Annotated in this window: 21 protein-coding genes; 11 read left to right on the forward strand and 10 right to left on the reverse strand. The window is 61.2% G+C overall.

What is annotated here, in order from left to right; all coding sequences use genetic code 11:
- Positions 1-342: 342 nt before the first annotated feature.
- Entirely contained in the window at positions 343-1,794 is a 1,452-nt protein-coding gene (locus OKW98_RS08955) for an NCS1 family nucleobase:cation symporter-1 (protein WP_265388838.1), read from the forward strand.
- Between the two features lie 182 nt (positions 1,795-1,976).
- A complete protein-coding gene (locus OKW98_RS08960) occupies positions 1,977-2,102 on the forward strand; it encodes a PA1414 family protein (protein WP_265388839.1) in 126 nt (41 codons plus the stop codon).
- Between the two features lie 124 nt (positions 2,103-2,226).
- Here OKW98_RS08960 and OKW98_RS08965 read toward each other — a convergent pair whose 3' ends face one another.
- Both OKW98_RS08965 and speB read right to left on the reverse strand, forming a co-directional pair.
- Positions 2,227-2,490, reverse strand: coding sequence for a hypothetical protein (locus OKW98_RS08965; RefSeq protein WP_265388840.1), 264 nt, complete (start codon positions 2,488-2,490; stop codon positions 2,227-2,229).
- Positions 2,491-3,050: 560 nt separating this feature from the next.
- Positions 3,051-4,001, reverse strand: a complete 951-nt coding sequence (speB, locus tag OKW98_RS08970) for an agmatinase (protein ID WP_265388841.1) — start codon at positions 3,999-4,001, stop codon at positions 3,051-3,053.
- Between the two features lie 166 nt (positions 4,002-4,167).
- On the opposite strand from speB, the gene OKW98_RS08975 reads away from it, so the two are divergent.
- Complete coding sequence (locus OKW98_RS08975; RefSeq protein ID WP_265388842.1) at positions 4,168-5,061, forward strand: LysR family transcriptional regulator; 894 nt, start codon at positions 4,168-4,170, stop codon at positions 5,059-5,061.
- A 10-nt stretch (positions 5,062-5,071) separates the two neighbouring features.
- Complete coding sequence (locus tag OKW98_RS08980; protein WP_265388843.1) at positions 5,072-5,662, forward strand: tRNA-uridine aminocarboxypropyltransferase; 591 nt, start codon at positions 5,072-5,074, stop codon at positions 5,660-5,662.
- A gap of 12 nt (positions 5,663-5,674) precedes the next feature.
- Here the strand turns inward: OKW98_RS08980 and OKW98_RS08985 are convergent, their stop codons facing one another.
- From OKW98_RS08985 to OKW98_RS08995, 3 genes are all read right to left on the reverse strand, one after another.
- A complete protein-coding gene (locus OKW98_RS08985; RefSeq protein ID WP_265388844.1) occupies positions 5,675-5,896 on the reverse strand; it encodes a DUF6316 family protein in 222 nt (73 codons plus the stop codon).
- Positions 5,897-6,186: 290 nt separating this feature from the next.
- Positions 6,187-6,801 carry an NAD(P)H-dependent oxidoreductase gene (locus OKW98_RS08990; RefSeq protein WP_265388845.1) on the reverse strand — a complete coding sequence of 205 codons (615 nt, stop codon included), beginning with the start codon at positions 6,799-6,801 and terminating at the stop codon, positions 6,187-6,189.
- Complete coding sequence (locus OKW98_RS08995) at positions 6,794-8,188, reverse strand: class II fumarate hydratase (RefSeq protein ID WP_265388846.1); 1,395 nt, start codon at positions 8,186-8,188, stop codon at positions 6,794-6,796. Before OKW98_RS08995 ends, OKW98_RS08990 begins: the two co-directional genes overlap by 8 nt.
- A gap of 261 nt (positions 8,189-8,449) precedes the next feature.
- On the opposite strand from OKW98_RS08995, the gene OKW98_RS09000 reads away from it, so the two are divergent.
- From OKW98_RS09000 to OKW98_RS09030, 7 genes are all read left to right on the forward strand, one after another.
- The gene (locus tag OKW98_RS09000) at positions 8,450-8,986 is read left to right on the forward strand and encodes a DUF2059 domain-containing protein (protein WP_265388847.1); all 537 of its coding nucleotides are present in this window, start codon (positions 8,450-8,452) and stop codon (positions 8,984-8,986) included.
- Positions 8,987-8,998: 12 nt separating this feature from the next.
- Complete coding sequence (locus tag OKW98_RS09005) at positions 8,999-9,295, forward strand: BolA family protein (RefSeq protein ID WP_065992949.1); 297 nt, start codon at positions 8,999-9,001, stop codon at positions 9,293-9,295.
- A gap of 277 nt (positions 9,296-9,572) precedes the next feature.
- Complete coding sequence (locus OKW98_RS09010) at positions 9,573-10,544, forward strand: rhodanese-related sulfurtransferase (RefSeq protein WP_265388848.1); 972 nt, start codon at positions 9,573-9,575, stop codon at positions 10,542-10,544.
- A gap of 3 nt (positions 10,545-10,547) precedes the next feature.
- Positions 10,548-11,183, forward strand: coding sequence for a DsbA family protein (locus OKW98_RS09015; RefSeq protein WP_265388849.1), 636 nt, complete (start codon positions 10,548-10,550; stop codon positions 11,181-11,183).
- On the forward strand, positions 11,131-13,017 hold the full coding sequence (locus tag OKW98_RS09020) for an ABC transporter ATP-binding protein (protein WP_265388850.1): 1,887 nt from the start codon (positions 11,131-11,133) through the stop codon (positions 13,015-13,017). The genes OKW98_RS09015 and OKW98_RS09020 overlap by 53 nt, the downstream gene beginning before the upstream one ends.
- A gap of 271 nt (positions 13,018-13,288) precedes the next feature.
- Complete coding sequence (locus tag OKW98_RS09025) at positions 13,289-15,754, forward strand: EAL domain-containing protein (protein WP_265388851.1); 2,466 nt, start codon at positions 13,289-13,291, stop codon at positions 15,752-15,754.
- A gap of 35 nt (positions 15,755-15,789) precedes the next feature.
- Positions 15,790-16,587: a TenA family transcriptional regulator gene (locus OKW98_RS09030; protein WP_265388852.1), complete on the forward strand. Its 798-nt coding sequence runs from the start codon at positions 15,790-15,792 to the stop codon at positions 16,585-16,587.
- A gap of 4 nt (positions 16,588-16,591) precedes the next feature.
- Here the strand turns inward: OKW98_RS09030 and OKW98_RS09035 are convergent, their stop codons facing one another.
- The 5 genes from OKW98_RS09035 to OKW98_RS09055 all read right to left on the reverse strand — a co-directional run bounded on the left by OKW98_RS09035 (position 16,592) and on the right by OKW98_RS09055 (position 21,392).
- Entirely contained in the window at positions 16,592-17,518 is a 927-nt protein-coding gene (locus tag OKW98_RS09035; protein ID WP_265388853.1) for a GGDEF domain-containing protein, read from the reverse strand.
- A 294-nt stretch (positions 17,519-17,812) separates the two neighbouring features.
- On the reverse strand, positions 17,813-18,559 hold the full coding sequence (locus OKW98_RS09040; protein WP_265388854.1) for a YciK family oxidoreductase: 747 nt from the start codon (positions 18,557-18,559) through the stop codon (positions 17,813-17,815).
- A gap of 59 nt (positions 18,560-18,618) precedes the next feature.
- Positions 18,619-19,290 (reverse strand): N-acetylmuramic acid 6-phosphate phosphatase MupP, encoded by a 672-nt coding sequence (gene mupP, locus OKW98_RS09045; RefSeq protein WP_265388855.1) that lies wholly within the window; start codon positions 19,288-19,290, stop codon positions 18,619-18,621.
- A 3-nt stretch (positions 19,291-19,293) separates the two neighbouring features.
- Positions 19,294-19,992, reverse strand: a complete 699-nt coding sequence (gene ubiG / locus OKW98_RS09050) for a bifunctional 2-polyprenyl-6-hydroxyphenol methylase/3-demethylubiquinol 3-O-methyltransferase UbiG (RefSeq protein WP_265388856.1) — start codon at positions 19,990-19,992, stop codon at positions 19,294-19,296.
- A 59-nt stretch (positions 19,993-20,051) separates the two neighbouring features.
- The gene (locus tag OKW98_RS09055) at positions 20,052-21,392 is read right to left on the reverse strand and encodes a TRZ/ATZ family hydrolase (RefSeq protein WP_265388857.1); all 1,341 of its coding nucleotides are present in this window, start codon (positions 21,390-21,392) and stop codon (positions 20,052-20,054) included.
- Between the last annotated feature and the right edge of the window lie 102 nt (positions 21,393-21,494).

A 21,494-nucleotide genomic window follows, 5' to 3' on the forward strand; every position in this document is an offset into this window, starting at 1 on the left:
GGATGCGACAGCACGGGCTTATAAGTTGAAACAAAGCTAGCGTTTATCGTATACACATTTGGCTCATCCGTTTGGCCGTTTCCTGCCCTGTCAAAGTGCACCGACATTGCTCACGGTGCACTGGCAGCAGGCGCGCCGTCTGCACTGCCTCCCTTTTAAAATCCAACGTTCCGGTTTCTTCGGTTGCTGGAAACCCGCTGTTTTGCCGCCTTGCCAAAGGGTAAGGTCGGCAATGGCACGCATTCTGCCTCTCGCTTCGTATACAACCCACACTCGCTCCCGTACGCAGTGTGTGCACGTGTGATGTCGGGAGCCGGTTCGTCCTTAGTAGGGAGAAATGCGATGACCGCGCCATTGCCGAAGGGCTACAGCCCACGCCTGTACAACGAGGATCTGGGTCCCGTGCCGCAGAAGTGGACCTGGTACAACATTTTCGCGTTCTGGATGAGTGACGTGCACAGCGTGGGCGGTTACGTCTTCGCCGCCAGCCTGTTCGCACTCGGGCTGGCGAGCTGGCAGGTGCTGATCGCGCTGTTGGTGGGCATCTGCATCATTCAAGTGATCGCCAACCTGCTGGCGAAGCCGAGTCAGCAGGCGGCGGTGCCGTATCCGGTGATCTGTCGTCTGGCCTTCGGTGTGTTCGGTGCGAATATTCCTGCGGTGATTCGCGGCCTGATCGCGGTAGCGTGGTACGGAGTGCAGACATACCTGGCCTCAAGCGCGCTGATCATCGTGGTGCTGCGCTTCTTCCCGCAGATGTCGGTCTACGCAGACCCGCACTTTGCAGGGTTGTCCTACCTCGGGTGGTTCGGCTTTCTGGCGCTCTGGGTGGTACAGGCTGCAGTGTTCTGGACCGGGATGGACTCGATCCGGCGGTTCATCGACTTCGCCGGCCCCGTGGTCTACGCAGTGATGTTCATCCTCGCAGGCTGGATTGTCTGGAAGGCGGGCTGGGCCAACATCAGCTTCACCCTCTCCGAGAAATCGCTGACCGGCTGGGAAGCGTTCTCCCAAGTGGTCATGGCCACGGCGCTGGTGGTGTCCTACTTCTCGGGTCCTACGCTCAACTTTGGCGATTTCAGCCGCTACTGCCGGAGCATGTCCGAAGTCCGTCGCGGCAACTTCTGGGGCCTGCCGATCAACTTTCTGGCGTTCTCCCTGGTCACCGTCGTGATCGTTTCGGGGACACTGCCGGTGTTCGGCGAGATGCTGCATGACCCCATCGCCACCGTGGCGCGCATCGACAATGACGTCGCGGTACTGCTCGGCGCGTTTGCCTTTGTGACCGCAACAATCGGCATCAACATCGTCGCCAACTTCGTGTCGCCGGCGTTCGACTTCGCCAACGTCGCCCCCAGCAAGATCAGTTGGGGTGCAGGCGGCATGATCGCGGCGGTGGCGTCGATCTTCATCACGCCCTGGAATCTGTTTAACAACCCCGCCGTTATCCATTACACGCTGGACGTGCTGGCGGCGTTCATCGGGCCGTTGTTCGGCATCTTGTTGGTGGACTACTACGTCATCAAAAAACAGCAGATCGACGTCGACGCGCTGTTCAACGATGGGCCGACCGGGCGCTATTGGTACACCGGCGGGGTGAACTACACGGCGGTCAAGGCGCTGATCCTGGCCACGGTGGCGGGCATTGCAATCACCTTCATCCCGGCGTTGCAGCCGATGGCCAACTTTGCATGGTTTACAGGATGTTTCCTCGGTGGCGGCTTGTTTTATCTGCTCGCCAGACGTCGCCAGGCCCATGAATGCGCGGCGTTGACGCCCGTGGTGGCAGGTTGACTGGCATGCCGTTTGTCGCATGAAGTCTTCGGACGTGCGATTTGCAGTGTCAGAACGTCATGTAAGGCAAAAAAATCCTGCCGCGACACTCGGTAGCAGGCGTAAAGTGCGCCTTAGCACTATGATCTGCTCCATGCAGTTCAGACATTGGCTGCCGAGTATTTCCCTGAAGGGGGCGTTATATGAACAGCAAATTGCAAGAATGGCTTCACGATGTAGGCGTCGCGCTCGGGTTGATCGAGCCACCAAAGCTGCAACCCATTCCCGTGCGCAGCAATGATGATGAGCGTCGTCGTCCACGGCGCTAAGCGCTGTCGCCAGACGCGTTGAAAAGCGGCGCTATCGCCCGATAGCCCGCTCCATTTTTCCCGACCCTTCGGTCAACCTTCCAGTTCGCCTCAGCGACTTTTCTGAATCGATCCCATTTGCGGCTCAGTGGTGAGTTCGGAGCGTTTTCTCGACGAGGATCAGGTCAACCAGACCCTGCAGCGTCAGTTGGCCATAAGGTGAATGCGCTGACATAGCTGCAATATCGGCTTTGATCTGGTCGGGAAGAACGATGCCAAAGTCGCTTTGCAGAATCGAAAAAAACTCTTTGAAGTCGGCTTCATCCAGCTCAAGCGCATTCAGCACCACGTCTTCTTCTTCCTGAATCAGGGTTTTGTCGACGAGGATCTTCCCGATCGTGTCGATCACATGCTGTCTGACATCGTTACGCTTCATGGCAGGCCTCTGATTTGATTCAAGTGGTAATCACCCCAACATCAAAATACAGAGGGTTGTGGCAGGAATCCCCAAAAGCAACCACCCTGAAAAGCCTGCGCTGCGATGCACAACGCCGGCGGTCTTGGATTAAGGCTAGCCCAAGTTTGCGGGACTGGAATGACAGGTGTGCGGGGATTTTTTGTAACGGCGGGCAATCGCTGCGTGGCAATGGTGGCTCAGCGCGAAAATGGCCGGACCGGCTTTAGCCGGGAAGGCGTCAGGCGTCACACCGCAGATCTGAGGGTGTGCTTACGGGCCTCTTCCCGGCTGAAGCCGGTCCTACTAAAAGCAATGCATCCAGCCCCAACAGAAGCAGAGGGCCCGATATCACTGACACACAGGGCACATTGTAGGACCGGCTTTAGCCGGGAAGGCGTCAGGCGTCACACCGCAGATCTGAGGGTGTGCTTACGGGCCTCTTCCCCGCTGAAGCCGGTCCCACTAAAAACAGCGCGCCCGGTCCTACAAAAGCAATGCGTCCAGCCCCGCTATCAGCGGTGCGCCACGCCCGGCAGCACACAGAGCATTTCATAGAGCAGGTTGGCGCCCAGCAGCGAGGTGTTGCCGGTGGTGTCATAGGGTGGCGAGACTTCAACAAGGTCGCAGCCAATCAGATCCAGCCCCTGGCACCCACGAATGATCTCGATCGCCTGAATGGTGGTCAGCCCGCCGATCTCTGGTGTGCCAGTGCCCGGGGCCCAGGCCGGGTCAATGCCGTCGATGTCGAAACTCAGGTACACCGGACCGCCGCCCACCTTCTCGCGCACTTCGGCCATCAGTGGCGCCAGCGACTTGTGCCAGCATTCCTCGGCCTGCACCACGCGGAACCCTTGCTTGCGGCTCCAGTTGAAATCTTCGGCGGTATAGCCCTGGGCACGCAAACCGATCTGAACCACGCGATCGCAATCCAGCAGACCTTCCTCCACCGCCCGGCGGAACGTGGTGCCGTGGGCGATCTTCTCGCCGAACATGTGATCGTTGACGTCCGCATGGGCGTCGATGTGCACCAGCCCGACCTTGCCGTGTTTCTTCTTCATGGCGCGCAGGATCGGCAGCGTGATGGTGTGATCGCCGCCGAGGGTCAGCGGGATGATGCCGTGCTCGAGAAAACCGTCGTAGGCCTCTTCAATAATGCGCACGGCATCCAGCAGATTGAACGTGTTGATCGCCACGTCGCCGATGTCCGCCACTGACAGCGAATCAAAGGGCGCAGCGCCGGTGGCCATGTTGTAGGGGCGAATCATCACTGATTCGGCGCGGATTTCCCGAGGACCAAAACGGGTGCCCGGGCGCAACGAGGTGCCAATGTCCAGCGGCACGCCGACGAAAGCTGCATCCAGGCCTGCCGGCGTTTGCAGGTGCGGCAAGCGCATCATGGTGGCGATGCCGGCGAAACGCGGCATTTCGTTGCCGCCCAGTGGTTGATGGAAAATCTTGTCCACGGGAATGCCTCATCGGTGGTAATCAAAAGGAGCGGAAGCGGGCTTCCGACATGGCCCCGATTCTGTTGACCGGGCCCCCCGCGAACAATCGGCCAGGCGAAATACTTAGTTCAGATATTCCTGAAGTATCGGGTAAGCTGCCCGGCAAATTCTCCCTGGAACCACCATGCCCAGCGCGCTCCCCGACCTCAAATTGCTGCGCATCTTCGCCTGCGTCGTGCGCCATCAGGGCTTTGCGAGTGCCCAGCAGGAACTTAACCTGTCGACGTCGGCGATCAGCACCTACATGAGCCAGCTGGAATCGGCGCTGGGCATCGTGCTGTGCCATCGGGGGCGCGGCGGGTTCAGCCTGACCAGCAAGGGCGAGCTGTTTCATCAGGAAACCCTGCGCCTGCTCGGCGAGCTGGAAGGCTTCGAACTCTACGCCGCCGCGCTCAAGGGCGAGCTGCGCGGCACGCTCAATCTCGGTGTGCTGGACTCGACGGTCAGTGACCGCGCACTGCCATTTGCGGAAGTCATCGGCGCCTACAGTGCGGAGCATCCGGCCGTGCATTTGCACCTTGCAGTGATGAGTCCCTACGAACTGCAGCTGGGCGTGCTGGATAACCGGCTTGACCTGGCAATCGGGTCGTTTTCCACGCGCATGAACGGCCTGCTCTATCAGCCGCTGTACCGCGAGCAGCACTGGCTGTACTGCAGCAATCGCCACACGCTGTATGCCGAACGGCGCATCCCGGAACCTGTGATCACCCAACAACGCATGGTCGGACGGGGCTACTGGAGCCAGGCCGAACTGGCTCGCCACGGCTTCAAGCACAGCGCCGCGACGGTCGAGAGTATGGAGGCGCAGCTGATTCTGGTGCTGTCCGGCGCGTATATCGGTTATTTGCCCGAGCACTATGCGCAATCGTGGGTGGATTCCGGGCACTTGCGGGTCTTGCTGCCGGCGACCTTTGGCTATCAGGCGCCGTTTTCGATGATCCTGCGTCGCGGGCGCAGCCGTGAGCCGCTGATTCAGACCTTTCGCGATCTGCTGAAAGCGCAGCTCAATCCACTGTAGGAAACCGACGATGTCCCGTGCCCGCTGCGAACGCTGCCTGCGTCCAACCGATCATTGCCTGTGTGCGCTGATACCTTCGTTGGGCAGCCGGACGCGGGTGTTGATCCTGCAGCACCCCAGCGAAGTCAATCACGCGCTCAACACGGCGCGCCTCGCAGCCCTTGGCTTGAAGAATGCGGAGCTGCACGTAGGAGAGGTGTTCGAGGATCTGGCCCGGTGGCTAAGCCGGCCCGGTTACCGAGCCTGTTTGCTATTCCCGGGGGAGGAGGCCGTTTCCCTGACAGCCATCAGTGCCAACGATGTGCCCGTGCTGCTTGTGGTACCCGATGGCACCTGGCGCAAGGCGCGCAAGCTGCTGCACCTCAATCCGTTGTTGGCGGAGCTGCCCAGAGTGGTGCTGACAAACGCGCCGCCGTCACGCTATAGGCTGCGCAAGGCGCCGGGTCCCGACGCATTGTCGACGCTGGAGGCGATCGCCCATGCGCTGCACACGCTGGAGCCGGAGACGTCATTCGAAGGCTTGTTGCGTCCGTTCGATGCGCTGATCGACGGACAGATTGCGGCAATGGGTGAAGAGACTTTCCGCCGCAATCATTCGTAAAGGAGGGCTGGATCAGCTGTGGAGCGAAGAGGGCAGGGCCGACTGATAAGGCCTGGCTGCCTGCATGCGAAGAATGTAGGCCTCGGTTTCCCGCGCAGCGTCTTCCTTGCTCATGAAGGGACCTTCGAGGGTATTTTCCCGCGTGCTGAAGAAATACTGGCCATTGACACGGGAAACACGGTCGCTGCGGAAACGTACGGTGGGTGCTGGATCTTGTTCACGCTTGCTTAACATGGCCTTCTCCGGGCTCTGGGTTAGTACGCTGGGCATATGAACGGCAGTGGATGTCGGCGGCGGTGAAGAAAATCTTCCGCAGTAAAAGCAGAAACGTCCTGCTGGCCGACTGACCCTTTAAGCCGAATGGCATGGCCTGCTGAAGAGGCATTAGCCCTGCTGCCGCCACGTTACAGGGTTTGAAGGGAGTGTTTCACAAGCGTTCCATTAATTTACGCCGCTGCACCGCGTTGCTGCGCCAAATTCCCGGCGACGGCCCCACTGAGTCACCGCGCTTCAACGGTTGCGCCTCAGCGTTTGCCCAGCGCCTCAGCGTCGCGAATCCACTGTTGGCGCTGCTCTTCGGTAGAGCTGCGCACCGGCGAAAACTCGGTCAGTCGCGTGGTCTTGATCCCGCAGAATTCGAGGATCGTTCTGACCATCTGGCGATGGGCCGGGGCTTTGAAGACCCAGCGGAAGTATCTCGACGGCGTGTCCATCGTCACCAGCAGTTCGGCTGTCCGGCCCTTCAGTAGCTCATTGGAGGGGTGGTGCCTGCCGTGGACCTTGAAGGCAAAACCGGGCATGAACACCCGGTCGAAGAACCCACCGAGCAGGCTTGGCAAGCCGCCCCACCAGACCGGGTAAACGAACACCAGATGCTGCGCCCAGTGCACCTCGCGCTGGGCTTCAAGCAGGTCGTGCTCCAGCGTCTGGGCGGACTCGTAGCCGCCGCGCAGCACCGGGTCGAAATCCATTTCCCCCAGCTTGAGCACCCGCACCACATGGCCCTTGCTGCGCGCGCCCTGGGCATAAGCCTCGGCCAACGCGTGGCCGAGGCTGATGCTTTTGGGAGTGCCGATGATCAGCAGAATGCGTTTGCCATAGCCTTCCAGTGGCGTGGCGCCGCTGATGGGTTCAGCCATTGCTGCCGGCCTCGAGCATTTTTTCCGGGCGCACCCAGGCGTCGAACTCGGCGTCGGTGAGCAAGCCCAGTTGCAGCGCCGCTTCGCGCAGGGTCAGGCCTTCGCTGTAGGCTTTCTTGGCGATCTGCGCCGACTTGTCGTAGCCGATGTGCGGGTTCAGCGCGGTCACCAGCATCAGGCCGCGTTCCAGATGCTCGGCCATCTTGGCGGCATCCGGTTCCATGCCGGCAATGCAGTGCTCGTTGAAGTTGCGGCAGCCATCGCCCAGCAAGCGGATCGATTGCAGCAGGTTGTGGATGATCACCGGCTTGAACACGTTCAGTTGCAGGTGGCCCTGGCTGGCGGCGAAGGTGATCGTGGTGTCGTTGCCCATGACCTGACACGCCAGCATCGACAGCGCCTCGCACTGGGTCGGGTTGACCTTGCCCGGCATGATCGAACTGCCCGGCTCGTTGGCCGGTAGCCTGACTTCGGCCAAGCCCGCACGGGGGCCGGAACCCAGCAGGCGCAGGTCGTTGGCGATCTTCATCAGGGTCACGGCAAGGGTTTTCAGCGCGCCGGACAGCGCGGTCAGCGGCTCATGCCCGGCCAGCGCGGCAAACTTGTTCGGCGCGGTAACGAAGGGCAGGCCGGACAGCGCAGCCAGTTCGGCGGCGACTGCTTCAGCGAATCCGTGGGGCGAGTTGAGGCCGGTGCCGACGGCGGTGCCGCCCTGGGCCAGCTCACACACGGCCGGCAGCGCGGCGCGGATGCTCTTTTCGGCGTAGTCGAGCTGAGCGACGTAGGCCGAGAGCTCCTGGCCGAAGGTGATCGGCGTGGCATCCATCATGTGCGTGCGGCCGGTTTTCACCAGCTTCATGTGCCGTGAAGATTGCTCGGACAGCCCGCTGGACAGTTCGGCGATCGCCGGCAGCAGTTGCTCTTTCACCGCTTGCACGGCCGCGATGTGCATGGCAGTGGGGAAGCAGTCGTTTGAGCTTTGCGAGCGGTTGACGTGATCGTTGGGGTGAACCGGCGACTTGCCGCCGCGAACTCCACCCGCCAGTTCGTTGGCACGACCGGCGATGACTTCGTTGACGTTCATGTTGCTTTGCGTGCCGCTGCCGGTCTGCCAGACCACCAGGGGAAACTGGTCGTCGAGCTGGCCTTGCAGCACTTCGTCGGCGGACTGCTCGATCAGGTTGGCGATGTCGGTGGGCAAGTCGCCGTTGCGGTTGTTGACCCGCGCGGCGGCTTTTTTGATCAGTGCCAGCGCGTGCACTACCGGCAGCGGCATACGCTCCTGGCCAATGGCGAAATTGATCAGAGAGCGTTGTGTCTGCGCCCCCCAGTAAGCGTCTTCGGGGACTTCGATCGGACCTATGCTGTCGGTTTCGGTACGGCTCACTGGACTCTCTCCTTAAGATCGATGTGCGCAGTTTAGTAACCGGGAAGCCTGAGGGGTTCCCGGTAGCTGCTGCGCGGTCGGAACAGGTGCGCCCAGTGTGCGACAAAAGGCCCGGGCCGGTCGCCCTAAACCTGCGTATGGGCGGGTCCGTCAGGGCCTCGGGATAACCGCTCGTAGGTTCAGGGGTTGAGGGAAATGCGCAAAGCGGGGCAGAATGGCCGGCCTTGGGGTTCTGCCTCGCTTGCTAGATAAGGAAACTCGATGACCCGTCTTCGTGCCATTTGTGCTGCGGTTGCTCTGGTATGTGCCAGCGGCCAGGTTCTTGCCGATACCGCCAGCCATGAAGCCAGTGCTGTAGCGTTCCTCAAACTGGCTCACGCCGATCAACTGGGTGCGCCGGTTTACATGCAGGTCCAGCAGATGTTCGCTCAGCGTTTCGCTGAAACCAAAGCACCTGCGTCCAAGCAAGCCACCCTCGAAACCTATCAGGGCAAGGCCAATGCCGCGCTGGATCAGGTGATCAGCTGGCCAAAACTGCAGCCTGACATGGTCAAGCTGTACACCTCCAACTTCACTGAAAGCGAGCTGAAAGACCTGGTTGCCTTCTACCAGTCTCCACTGGGCCAGAAAGTCCAGGCCAAGATGCCGCAGATCAGCCAGCAGTCGTTCCAGCTGACCCAGAGCAAACTGGAAAGCGCGGTGCCTGTGGTCAACAAGCTGCTCGCCGACATGACCAAGGAACTGACCCCGGCCGGCGCCAAGCCTGCTGTACCGGCCGCTCCTGCCAAGAAGCCATAAGCGAAGCCTGACATGAGCATGCAACAGCGAATCGAATCCGCGTTGACGGTCTTTCAGCCCGAGTACCTTCAGGTGCTCAATGAAAGCCACATGCACAGTCGCGGCACGGACACTCACTACAAGGCGGTGGTGGTCAGCGAGCAGTTCGCCGGCCTCAACGCGGTCAAGCGTCACCAGAAGGTCTATGGCCTGCTCGGTGGTTTGATGGGGGAGTTCCACGCTCTGGCGCTTCACACCTACACCCCGGAAGAATGGGCGAAGCTCGGCGCTGCGCCGTCTTCCCCGACCTGTGCGGGTGGGCATGACTGAAGCGCGACCTTTGTAGGAGCGCGCTTGCCCGCGAATGCGATGTTGTCTGGTACATCTCGATGTCTGACGCGCTGTGATCGCGGGCAAGCAAGCTCCTACAGGTTGGTTGTCGCTGCTAACTGCTTGATGACCCCACCTCACCCCCGCTGATCAACCACCCTGCCTGCCCGTCGTCGATTCTTGTTAGAATCCGCGCCGCGTTGCCCGTTCGGCGCGCGTTCATCTGAATCACTCACCCGGTAGGCCCTTTGCGAGGGTCACCACCTGGAGACGCCACATGACCCAAACCGCACCCATCGTCGTCGCGGCGCTGTACAAATTCGTCACCCTTTCCGATTACGTCGCACTGCGCGAGCCACTGCTGCAGGCGATGGTCGACAATGGCATCAGAGGCACGCTGCTGATCGCTGAAGAAGGCATCAACGGCACGGTCTCCGGTAGCCGCGAGGGCATCGACGGCTTGATGGCCTGGCTGAAGAACGATCCGCGCATGGTCGACATCGATCACAAAGAATCGTACTGCGACGACCAGCCGTTCTATCGCACCAAGGTCAAACTCAAGAAAGAGATCGTGACCCTCGGCGTGCCGGGCGTTGATCCGAACAAGGCCGTGGGCACCTACGTGGACCCCAAGGACTGGAACGCGCTGATCGCCGACCCTGAAGTGCTGCTGATCGACACCCGCAACGATTACGAAGTGTCAATCGGCACCTTCGAAGGCGCGGTTGACCCCAAGACCACTTCATTCCGTGAGTTTCCGGACTACATCAAAGCCCATTTCGATCCGACGAAGCACAAGAAGGTCGCGATGTTCTGCACCGGCGGCATTCGCTGTGAGAAGGCATCCAGCTACATGCTCGGCGAAGGCTTTGAAGAGGTCTATCACCTCAAGGGCGGCATTCTCAAATACCTTGAGGAAGTGCCCAAGGAAGAAACCCGCTGGCAGGGCGACTGCTTCGTTTTCGACAATCGCGTCACCGTGCGTCACGACCTGACCGAAGGCGACTACGATCAATGCCATGCCTGCCGCACGCCGATCAGCGCAGAAGACCGTGCCAGCGAGCATTATTTGCCCGGCGTCAGTTGCCCGCATTGCTGGAATTCGCTGAGCGAGAAAACCCGCCGCAGCGCCATCGATCGGCAGAAGCAGATCGACCTGGCGAAAGCACGCAATCAGCCGCACCCGATCGGTCGCAACTACCGTGCGCTTGACGGTCAGACGACTGAAAACCAAAGCAACGAGGCCTGAGCCATGTCCACCCGCCTGCTGTATGTGATGGACCCGATGTGTTCGTGGTGCTGGGGGTTCTCTCCGGTGGCCGAAGCATTGGTCGAGCAGGCGGGAGCGGCGGGAGTGCCGTTGCATCTGGTGGTGGGCGGATTGCGCACCGGCAGTGGCGCGGCGCTGGAACCGGCGACCAAACGCTACATCCTCGAACACTGGCAAGCGGTGCACGAGGCCACGGGTCAGGCGTTCCGTTTTGACGGCGCCTTGCCCGACGGTTTCGTCTACGACACCGCGCCCGCCTGCCGGGCCATTGTCGCGGCGCGCAGTCTGGCGCCAGACGTTGCCTGGCGGCTGGTCAAAGAAATCCAGCAGGCCTTTTACCTTCACGGCCGCGACGTCACCCATGGCTCGGTGCTGGCCGAGCTGGCGGAAAAAGCCGGTCTGCCGCGCATCGAGTTCGCCGAAGCCTTCGACAGCGTCGAACAGCACAACGCGACCGCGTCGGATTTTTCCTGGGTTCAGGACTTGGGCATCGCGGGCTTCCCGACGATGCTCGCCGAGCGCAACGGCCAACTGGCGCTGCTGACCAACGGCTATCAGTCTCTTGATGTCCTCGGGCCTTTGCTGGGTCGCTGGTTGGAGCGCAACGCCAGTGCCTGACGTCCCCGACCTGGAGCATCGCAATGGCGCTGCATCAACTCAAGAGCGTCTTGCCGCTGATCGCCTGAACTGGGCGCAAATCCGCCGCCTTGCCCTGCAGCACAGGAAGTCGCTGTGGGTCGCCAATGGCGTCGCGGTTCTGGCCGTGCTCTGCTCGGTGCCGATCCCTCTGTTGCTGCCCTTGCTGGTCGATGAAGTGCTGCTGGGCAAAGGCAATTCGGCGCTGATTTTCATGAATCAGTTCTTGCCTGAAAGCCTGCACAAGCCTGTCGGCTACATCGCCCTGATGCTGTTGGCGACACTTTGCCTGCGTCTGGGCGCGCTGGTGTTCAACGTGATTCAGGCGCGTTTGTTCGCCGGGCTGGCCAAGGACATCGTCTATCGCATCCGCACCCGACTGATCGAGCGGCTCAAGCGCATCTCGCTGAGCGAATACGAAAGCCTGGGCAGCGGCACCGTCACCGCTCATCTGGTGACTGATCTGGACACCGTCGACAAGTTCGTCGGCGAGACGCTGAGCAAGTTTCTTGTGGCGATGCTCACCCTCACGGGGACCGCTGCGATCCTGATGTGGATGCACTGGCAGCTGGCGCTGCTGATTCTGCTGTTCAACCCGCTGGTGGTATTCGCCACGGTGAAGCTCGGCAAGCGCGTCAAACACCTCAAGAAACTGGAAAACGACAGCACTTCGCGCTTCACCCAGGCGCTCACTGAAACCCTCGACGCTATCCAGGAGATCCGCGCCAGCAACCGTCAGGGCTATTTCCTCGGATTGCTCGGCCTGCGTGCCCGGGAAGTGCGTGATTACGCGGTGTCATCCCAGTGGAAGACCGATGCCTCGGGCCGGGCCAGCGGTTTGGTGTTTCAGTTCGGCATCGACATCTTCCGCGCTGCGGCGATGCTCACGGTGCTGTTCTCCGACCTGTCCATCGGCCACATGCTCGCGGTGTTCAGCTACCTGTGGTTCATGATCGGTCCGGTCGAGCAACTGCTGAATCTTCAGTACGCCTACTATGCGGCGGGCGGCGCACTGACCCGGATCAACGAGCTGCTGGCCCGTGCGGATGAGCCTCAGTACCCGGGGCAAATCAATCCGTTCGCGGGTCGCCAGACAGTGGGCATCGAGGTGCACGGATTGAGTTTCGGCTACAACGACGAGCGGGTCCTCGATCAACTGGATCTGTCGATCAATCCGGGGGAAAAAGTCGCGATCGTGGGTGCCAGCGGCGGCGGCAAAAGCACACTGGTGCAGTTACTGCTCGGCCTGTACACCGCCAAATCCGGGGTCATTCGTTTCGGTGGTTCAAGTTTGCAGGAGATCGGCCTGGACACCGTGCGCGAGAACGTCGCGGTGGTGTTGCAACACCCGGCGCTGTTCAACGACACCGTCCGTGCCAACCTGCTGATGGGCCGCGAGCAGGATGACAACGCCTGCTGGCAGGCGCTGGAAATCGCCCAGATGGATGCCACGATCCGCGCGCTGCCCCTAGGGCTGGACAGCGTGGTCGGGCGCTCGGGTGTTCGCCTGTCCGGTGGACAGCGACAACGCCTGGCCATCGCGCGCATGGTCTTGGCCGACCCCAAGGTGGTGATTCTCGACGAGGCCACGTCCGCGCTGGACGCTGCCACCGAGTACAACCTGCACCAGGCCCTTAACCGTTTTCTCAGTGGCCGTACCACCCTGATCATTGCCCACCGACTGTCGGCGGTAAAACAGGCTGACCGCGTGCTGGTGTTCGATGGCGGTCGCATCGCCGAGGACGGTGATCATCAGCAATTGATTGCAGATGGCGGGCTGTACGCTAGGCTCTACGGACACCTGCAACAGGTGTGAGACACACTGTCGGGTTTTCAGGACGCCATGCTGTAATGGCGTACCGCCCCTGGAGCACGTCAATTCTTGGGCTATGCTTTGCCTCGGCGCTGACTGGAAATGTGAAAAGCGTCATATTTACGTCTCTTCATCCAATTGGCTGGTTACGTCTTGTAATAGATGTGAGAGATTGTCTGCTGCATCGTGGAAATTAGCGAAGTCTCTCAGGCTCCAGGAAGGTTGCCTGGCGTGGGGAGGCTGAGTATCTGGCAGTGCTGATGAAAGGGACACCATGAAGCAAAAGCGGATCCTCGAGAAGCCTCGTCTTCTGGGCATCGTCTGGCCATTTATCGCCGTCGTGCTGTTACAGGCACTGCTGGGCTGCGTCAGCCTGTACATGATGTCGGCGGTGCGCAGCTACATTGGCGGCGAGAGCCTGTGGTCGAAGGGTCAGAAGGACGCGATTTATTACCTGAACCTCTACGCCAACAGCCGCGACGACATCAATTACCAGAAATACCAGAAAGCGATCGCCATTCCCCAGGGCGGCCATGACTTGCGCCTGGCGATGGATCAGCCGGTGCCCGACATCGCGCGCGCCACTGCGGGGATTCTGCAGGGTGGTAACCATCCTGACGATGCGCAAAGCATCATCTGGCTCTACCTGAACTTCCAGCACTTCAGCTACCTGGAAAAGGCCGTCGACCTGTGGAAGGTGGGTGACAACTACCTGGTGCAGCTCGATGAGGTCGCCCGGGAAATGCACGCGCGGATTCAGGAAGGGGAAGTCACCCACAGCGATGTCCTGGGCTGGCGCCAGCGCATCAGCGCCATCAACGAAGGCGTCACTCCGGCGGCCATGGCCTTCAGCGACGCGCTGGGGGAGGGCTCGCGGCTTATTCTGCGGATTCTCTTGGTGGTCAACCTCGCCACCGCGGTGTGCCTGATCATCCTTGCACTGCTGCGCACCCACAAACTGCTGGAGCAGCGCCATGGCTTTGCAGTTGCGCTGCAGATGGAAAAAGAGCGTGCGCAGGTGACCCTCGAGTCCATCGGTGACGGCGTCATCACCACCGATGTCGACGGTTCGATCGTCTACATGAACCCCGCCGCCGAGCTCATGACCCACTGGAAGAACGAACAGGCGGCCGGGCTGCCGCTGGCCGCGCTGTTCAGCCTGCTCGACGAGAATGACCAGAAAGACACCTCGACCCTGATCGAGCGCATGCTCAGCGGCAATATGGGCGGCGGCAGCGAAAGCTCCAGAATGATTCAGCGCCTGGACGGCAGCACGGTGTCGGTCGCCCTGGTCGGCTCGCCGATCCGCACCGAAGGCAAGGTCAGTGGCGCGGTGCTGGTGTTGCATGACATGACCCAGGAGCGGCAGTACATCGCCAACCTGTCCTGGCAGGCGACCCACGATGCGCTGACCGGACTGGCCAACCGCCGCGAGTTCGAATACCGCCTGGAACTGGCCCTCAACAACCTGGCCGAGCAGCCCGCGCGGCATGGGTTGTTGTTCCTGGATCTGGATCAGTTCAAGCTGGTCAACGACACCAGTGGTCACGCCGCAGGCGACGAACTGCTGCGGCACATCTGTACGCTGCTGCAACAAGGCGTGCGCGAAGGCGACACCTTGGCGCGTCTGGGCGGCGACGAGTTCGGCATCCTCCTTGAACATTGCGCGCCGGAGGACGCCGAACGGGTGGCCGAGAGCCTGCGCCAAACCGTGGAAAGCCTGCATTTTGTCTGGAAAGGCCGGCCGTTTGTCACCACCGTCAGCATTGGCCTGGTGCACATCGACGAGGCGCCGACCACCCTCGAATCATCGCTGCGCGCCGCCGACATGGCCTGCTACATGGCCAAGGAAAAAGGCCGCAACCGGGTTCAGGTCTACCACGACGACGACTCCGATCTGTCCACCCGCTTTGGTGAAATGGCCTGGATTCAGCGCCTGCACATGGCCCTCGAAGACAACCGCTTTTGCCTGTATTCCCAAGAGATCGCAGCGCTGGGCCGCAACGCCGGGCAAAGTCACCGCCATATCGAAATCCTGCTGCGGCTGCGCGACGAGTCCGGGCGCATGATTCTGCCTGACAGTTTCATCCCCGCCGCCGAGCGCTACGGCATGATGACAACCCTGGATCGCTGGGTCGTGCAGCACGTCTTCATGATCATCGCCGACTGTCTCAAGTCCGGACACGGCAAAGGCCCGATGGCGGTGTGTGCGATCAACCTGTCCGGGACCAGCATTGGCGACGACGCCTTTCTCGAGTATTTGCGACAGCAGTTCCAGATCTACGCAATTCCGCCTGAACTTATCTGTTTTGAAATCACCGAAACCAGTGCGATTGCCAATCTGGGCAGCGCCATTCGGTTCATCAATGAACTTAAAAGTCTGGGATGCCGTTTCTCTCTGGATGACTTCTGTGCAGGCATGTCGTCATTCGCGTACTTGAAGCACTTGCCTGTGGACTTCCTGAAGATTGATGGCAGTTTCGTAAAAGACATGCTCGATGACCCGGTCAACCGGGCGATGGTGGAAGTGATCAACCATATCGGGCACGTGATGGGCAAACAGACGATCGCGGAGTTCGTCGAGAGCCCCCAGATAGAGCAGGCGTTATTGGAAATCGGTGTGGACTACGCTCAGGGTTACGTCATCGAGCGACCGCAATTATTCACCTGTGAATGTCTGCACGCACGGCCCGCGAGGCAGACCCCACTGCTGTTCAGCGCTCCCGGGACTTTTCGCTGAACACACCCTATGCAACTCACATAAGGAGCTACACAGTGATCGATATGTTCATTAGAACCGGTCCGCTGATGGATGCCAGCAGTTACCCCGCTTGGGCACAGCAATTGATTGATGATTGCAGTGATGCCAAGGCCAAGGTGGTAGGGCATGAACTTTATCAACGCATGCGTGACGGGCGGCTCAGTTCTAAGACCATGCGTCAGTACCTGATTGGTGGCTGGCCGGTCGTCGAACAGTTCGCGGTCTATATGGCGCATAACCTCACCAAAACCCGATTCGCCCGACACCCGGGTGAAGACATGGCGCGACGATGGTTGATGCGCAACATTCGGGTCGAACTCAACCACGCCGATTACTGGGTCAACTGGAGCGCCGCCCACGGCGTGACCCTGGAAGACTTGCAGGCGCAGTTGGTGCCCTCGGAACTCCATGCATTGAATCACTGGTGCTGGCACAGCTGTTCGTCGGATGCGCTGGTGGTGGCCATCGCGGCGACCAACTACGCTATTGAAGGTGCCACCGGTGAATGGTCGGCCGTTGTCTGCTCTCAGGACACCTACGCGGACATGTTCCCGCCGGACACACGAAAGCGGGCGATGAAGTGGCTGAAGATGCATGCCCAGTACGACGATTCCCACCCTTGGGAAGCGCTGGAAATCATCTGCACCCTGGCCGGCAACAACCCCAGCGAGCAATTGCAGAGCGACCTGCGAATGGCGGTCTGCAAGAGCTACGAGTACATGTTCCTGTTCCTTGAGCGGTGCATGACGCTGGAGCGATCCCAGGAAGGCAACGGCCCGGTACGTGAACACCGGATCCCTGCCCGCGCCTGATCCATCAGCCCGCCATTTCCAGGCGGTTGCGGCCCTTGCGCTTGGCGGCGTACAGGGCTGTGTCGGCACGGCGCAACATGCTGTCGGACGATTCGCCCGGCAGCAGCGTCGAGCAACCCAGGCTGACCGTCAGGTCCACCGCCCGTCCGTTCACCGGATAAGTGAGTTGCAGTGCGGCGCTGCGCAGGCGTTCGCCCACCAGCGCGGCTGACTCACGGCTGGTGTTGGTCAGCACGATGAGAAACTCCTCACCGCCAAACCTGAACACTTGATCGATGTTGCGCAGGCGATCCTTGACCACGTTGGTCACGGCCCGCAGCACCTCGTCGCCCGTGGCGTGGCCGTGGGTGTCGTTGATGCCCTTGAAGTGGTCGATGTCGAGCATTAGCACCGACAGCGGTTGCTGCTGGCGGCGTGCAATCTCGAACTCGCGAATGAGCGACTGCTCCATGGCAATCCGGTTGCCGGCGCCGGTCAGCGGATCACGCAGCGCACTCAAGCTGGCGTGGCGGTACAGCAGGGCATTGCGCAGGGGATACAACAGGCTCGACAGCAACGACTCGAGTTGCTCCAGCTCATGCTCGGCGAAACGGTGATCGCGCTGGAACGACAGCTCGCCCAACTGCTCGCCTTCGTGGGTCATGCTGTAGGTGACGTTATGTCGGGCGCGCTCGCCCAGTTCCAGGCGCAGATCGGTGGGCAGATGTTTATAGCTGAGGGCATTCAGCGGGATGAGCTGCTGAACACTCTGGAAAAGCATCGACAGGATCTTGTCCGCTTCGAGGCTGGTTTGCAGTTGCAGATCGAGCTGACGCCGGAGCTGCTCGTAATCGAGGGCAGGCCGGACGAGGCTGTGCTGCGGCGCGAAACCATGGCGTTGCAGCCGGGCGCTGTCGAAATCAATGGCATTGGTGGTAGTTGGAAAACTCATGGTTTCGCTCCTTCGCCTCTACGGGCTTGAAATGGAGAGAGCGAAACTCGTGCCAAGTCGACTGCCTGCGGTAAACGTATTGTCAATCAACAAGTTGCGGCGGATTGTGACAGGTCCGATACCTTTTCGCGCCTTGGATTTGACTAACGTATCGGATCCAACAGCATTGCGATACAGAGGACGCCGGAAAACTGCCGAGTGGAGGGTGCCCGGAGCGGTCAGATATTCAGTTGAGGGAGCGCACTGTTCAGTGCGCTCGCCTTTAATGAGCCAACACCGAAGGACCCGCAGGGTTCAGCGGGTCTGGGCATCCAGTGCCTGTCCGTTGACGCCTTTGCTGTCCGGCCCCATGAGGTACAGGTACACCGGCATGATCTCTTCCGGCGTCGGGTTGCGGGTCGGATCTTCCGCCGGGTATGCCTGAGCGCGCATGTCCGTGCGGGTTGCGCCCGGATTGATACTGTTGGCGCGTAGCGACCCAAGGCCATCGAACTCGTCGGCCAGCGTCTGCATCAGCCCTTCGGTGGCGAACTTGGACACGCCATAGGCGCCCCAATACGCGCGGCCTTTGCGCCCGACGCTGCTGGAGGTGAAGGCGATGGACGCGTCACCCGACAGCTTGAGCAGCGGCAGCAGCGCGGTGGTCAGCATGAAGGTGGCGTTGACGTTTACGTGCATCACCTGCATGAACTGCTCGCCGGTGAGCTGCTCGATCGGCGTGCGCGGCCCGATGATCGAGGCGTTGTGCAGTACGCCGTCAAGCCGGCCGAACTCCCCTTCGATCATCGCGGCGAGTTCGTCGTATTGATGGGGCAGGGCGGTCTCTAGATCGAGCGGGATGACCACGGGCTGAGGATGCCCGGCGGCCTCGATCTCGTCATACAGCGCGCTGAGGTTCGATTCGGTCCGGCCCAGCAGCAAGACCGTCGCGCCGTGGGCCGCGTAGGTTCTCGCGGCAGCGGCGCCAATGCCACGGCCGGCGCCGGTGACCAGAATCACCCGGTCCTTGAGCAGGTCGGGGCGGGCGGAGTAATTGAACATGGGGGCTCCTTTTCGACGTGTAACGGGCACAGCGCAGGATTGTGTCGCGGACTGGCTCTTCAGCAACTGCACAACGCATCGTCCAGCACCCGGCGCAGCTCCAGCGGGTGATTCACCACCACGTCGGCGCCCCAGTGATCGGGGTTGTCCTGGGGATGGATGTAGCCGTAGCGCACGGCGGCGGTCTTGGTGCCGGCGTCGCGACCGGATTCGATGTCGCGCAGGTCATCGCCCACGAACAGCACGCTGGCCGGGTCCAGATCGAGCATCTTGCAGGCCAGCAGCAGCGGCTCCGGATCGGGCTTGCTTTTAGTTACGTGGTCCGGGCAGATCAGCACCGCCGAACGCTCCGACAAGCCCAGTTGCTCCATGATCGGCTGTGCGAAACGTACCGGCTTGTTGGTCACCACGCCCCAGATCAGGTTGGCTTTCTCGATGTCGGCCAGCAACTCGGCCATGCCGTCGAACAGCGTGCTGTGCACCGCGCAATCGGTCTGATAGCGCGCCAGGAATTCCAGGCGCAGCGCCTCGAATTCCGGCGCCTCGGGGGACATGGCAAACGCCGCCGAGACCATCGCCTTGGCACCGCCGGAGACTTCGTCGCGAATCAATTTGTCGTCCACATGCGGGAAGCCGCGTTCGGCCAGCATCGCCTGGCAGATCGCGATGAAGTCCGGCGCGGTGTCGAGCAGCGTGCCGTCCATGTCGAAGAGAACTGCCCTCAAGCCCATGGCTCAGACTCCCCGCAGTGTCTGGATCATGTAATTGACGTCGACGTCGGACGCCAGCTTGTAGTGCTTGGTCAGCGGGTTGTAGGTCAGGCCGGTGATGTCCTTGACCTGCAGCCCGGCATCGCGGCTCCACGCGCCCAGTTCGGAAGGGCGGATGAATTTCTTGAAGTCATGGGTGCCGCGCGGCAGCAGGTTCATGATGTACTCGGCGCCGATGATCGCGAACAGGTACGCCTTCGGGTTGCGGTTGATGGTGGAGAAAAACACCTGCCCGCCCGGCTTGACCATCTCGTAGCAGGCACGAATCACCGACGACGGGTCCGGCACGTGCTCCAGCATTTCCAGGCAGGTCACGACATCGAACTGCTCGGGCATTTCTTCGGCCAGCGCTTCGGCGGTGATCTGCCGGTACTCGACGCTGACCCCAGACTCAAGCTGATGCAGTCGCGCCACGGCCAGCGGCGCTTCGCCCATGTCGATGCCGGTCACGGTAGCGCCGCGCAAGGCCATGGCCTCGCTCAGAATGCCGCCGCCGCAGCCGACGTCGAGCACCTTCTTGCCGGCCAGATTCACGCGTTCGTCAATCCAGTTCACCCGCAGCGGATTGATGTCGTGAAGCGGCTTGAACTCGCTGTTGCGGTCCCACCAGCGATGGGCGAGGGCCTCGAATTTGGCGATTTCGGCGTGGTCGACGTTGCTCATGTGTGATCCTCTAAAACTTGAATTCGGTGTCCGGCCACGGTATCTGACCGTGGCGGCGCTCAATGGGTCAGGCTTTTGTCTGCCGCGATGCGGTGGCCCCAGGCTTTGGCGGTTCGGGTCAACGCTTTTTCGTCCATGCGGGTCAGGCGCTTGTCCTGCAGCAGCTGTTTGCCGGCGACCCAGACGTGGGTCACACAATCGCGACCCGTTGCATATATAAGTTGTGACACCGGGTCGTAAACCGGCTGTTGCGCAAGGCCGGAGAGGTCGAACGCGACCATGTCGGCGGCCTTGCCGATTTGCAGCGAGCCGGTGTGATCGTCGATGCCCAGGGCGCGGGCGCCGTTCAGCGTGGCCATGCGCAGCGCACGGTGGGCGTCCAGCGCGGTGGCCGAGCCGGCAACGGCTTTCGCCAGCAGCGCAGCGGTGCGGGTTTCGCCGAGCAGGTCCAGATCATTATTGCTGGCTGCGCCGTCGGTGCCGATGGCGACGTTGACCCCGGCCTGCCACAGGCGCTCGACCGGGCAGAAGCCGCTGGCCAGTTTCAGGTTCGACTCGGGGCAGTGAATGACGCTGGAGTTGCTTTCGACCAGCATCGCGAGGTCGTCATCGCTGATCTGGGTCATGTGCACCGCCTGGAAGCGCGGGCCCAGCAGGCCCAGGCGTTGCAGTCGCGCAAGGGGGCGTTCCTGGCGTTGCTGAACGGCCTCATGCACTTCAAAAGCGGTTTCGTGAACGTGCATCTGGATCATAGCGTCCAGTTCATCGGCGATGACCCGGATCTTCTCCAGGTTCTCGTCGCTGACGGTATAAGGCGCGTGGGGCCCCATGGCGATCTTGATGCGATCGTGGTGGGCGAGATCGTTGAACAGCTCAATGCCGATGTGCAGGGATTCGTCGCTGTTGCGCGCGCCGGGTATCGGGAAGTCCAGCACCGGCACGGTGATCTGTGCGCGTATGCCACTGTTGTGCACCCGCTCGCAGGCGACCTTCGGGAAGAAGTACATGTCGGAGAAGCAGGTGATGCCGCCTTTGAGCTGCTCGGCGATGGCCAGATCGGTGCCGTCGCGGACGAACTCCTCATCGACCCATTTCGCCTCGGACGGCCAGATATGATCCTGCAGCCAGGTCATCAGCGGCAGATCGTCGGCCAGACCGCGGAACAGTGTCATTGCAGCATGGCCGTGGGCGTTGATCAGCCCGGGGCTAAGCAGCATGCCCGGCAACTCGCGCACTTCGATAGCGGGCTGACGCAGGGCTTCGGCGCGCGGGCCGATGTAAACGATCAGGCCATCGCGAATCCCGATCCCGTGCTGCTGCAACACGACGCCGGCGGGTTCGACCGGTACCAGCCAGTCCGGCAGCAACAACAGGTCGAGCGGGGCAGCGGAATGGGGCATGGGGCGGGCATCCAATGGCTTATTACGGGGACGGCGAAGTATACCCGAGCGTCTTCGCAGGCGGCTCGCTATAATCGGCGGCTTTTTAAGGTGCTGGCGATT

Source organism: Pseudomonas sp. KU26590 (genome assembly GCF_026153515.1).
Lineage (GTDB): Bacteria > Pseudomonadota > Gammaproteobacteria > Pseudomonadales > Pseudomonadaceae > Aquipseudomonas.

Coding starts and splice junctions, on each gene's coding strand:
- OKW98_RS08960 (WP_265388839.1), top strand. CDS start 1,977: ATGAACAGCAAATTGCAAGAATGGCTTCACGATGTAGGCGTCGCGCTC.
- OKW98_RS09005 (WP_065992949.1), top strand. CDS start 8,999: ATGAGCATGCAACAGCGAATCGAATCCGCGTTGACGGTCTTTCAGCCC.
- OKW98_RS09040 (WP_265388854.1), bottom strand. CDS start 18,559: ATGTTCAATTACTCCGCCCGCCCCGACCTGCTCAAGGACCGGGTGATT.
- OKW98_RS08985 (WP_265388844.1), bottom strand. CDS start 5,896: ATGTTAAGCAAGCGTGAACAAGATCCAGCACCCACCGTACGTTTCCGC.
- OKW98_RS09020 (WP_265388850.1), top strand. CDS start 11,131: ATGTCCTCGGGCCTTTGCTGGGTCGCTGGTTGGAGCGCAACGCCAGTG.
- ubiG (WP_265388856.1), bottom strand. CDS start 19,992: ATGAGCAACGTCGACCACGCCGAAATCGCCAAATTCGAGGCCCTCGCC.
- OKW98_RS08955 (WP_265388838.1), top strand. CDS start 343: ATGACCGCGCCATTGCCGAAGGGCTACAGCCCACGCCTGTACAACGAG.
- OKW98_RS09000 (WP_265388847.1), top strand. CDS start 8,450: ATGACCCGTCTTCGTGCCATTTGTGCTGCGGTTGCTCTGGTATGTGCC.
- OKW98_RS08975 (WP_265388842.1), top strand. CDS start 4,168: ATGCCCAGCGCGCTCCCCGACCTCAAATTGCTGCGCATCTTCGCCTGC.
- OKW98_RS08980 (WP_265388843.1), top strand. CDS start 5,072: ATGTCCCGTGCCCGCTGCGAACGCTGCCTGCGTCCAACCGATCATTGC.
- OKW98_RS09010 (WP_265388848.1), top strand. CDS start 9,573: ATGACCCAAACCGCACCCATCGTCGTCGCGGCGCTGTACAAATTCGTC.
- OKW98_RS09055 (WP_265388857.1), bottom strand. CDS start 21,392: ATGCCCCATTCCGCTGCCCCGCTCGACCTGTTGTTGCTGCCGGACTGG.
- OKW98_RS09025 (WP_265388851.1), top strand. CDS start 13,289: ATGAAGCAAAAGCGGATCCTCGAGAAGCCTCGTCTTCTGGGCATCGTC.
- mupP (WP_265388855.1), bottom strand. CDS start 19,290: ATGGGCTTGAGGGCAGTTCTCTTCGACATGGACGGCACGCTGCTCGAC.
- OKW98_RS08990 (WP_265388845.1), bottom strand. CDS start 6,801: ATGGCTGAACCCATCAGCGGCGCCACGCCACTGGAAGGCTATGGCAAA.
- OKW98_RS09015 (WP_265388849.1), top strand. CDS start 10,548: ATGTCCACCCGCCTGCTGTATGTGATGGACCCGATGTGTTCGTGGTGC.
- OKW98_RS09035 (WP_265388853.1), bottom strand. CDS start 17,518: ATGAGTTTTCCAACTACCACCAATGCCATTGATTTCGACAGCGCCCGG.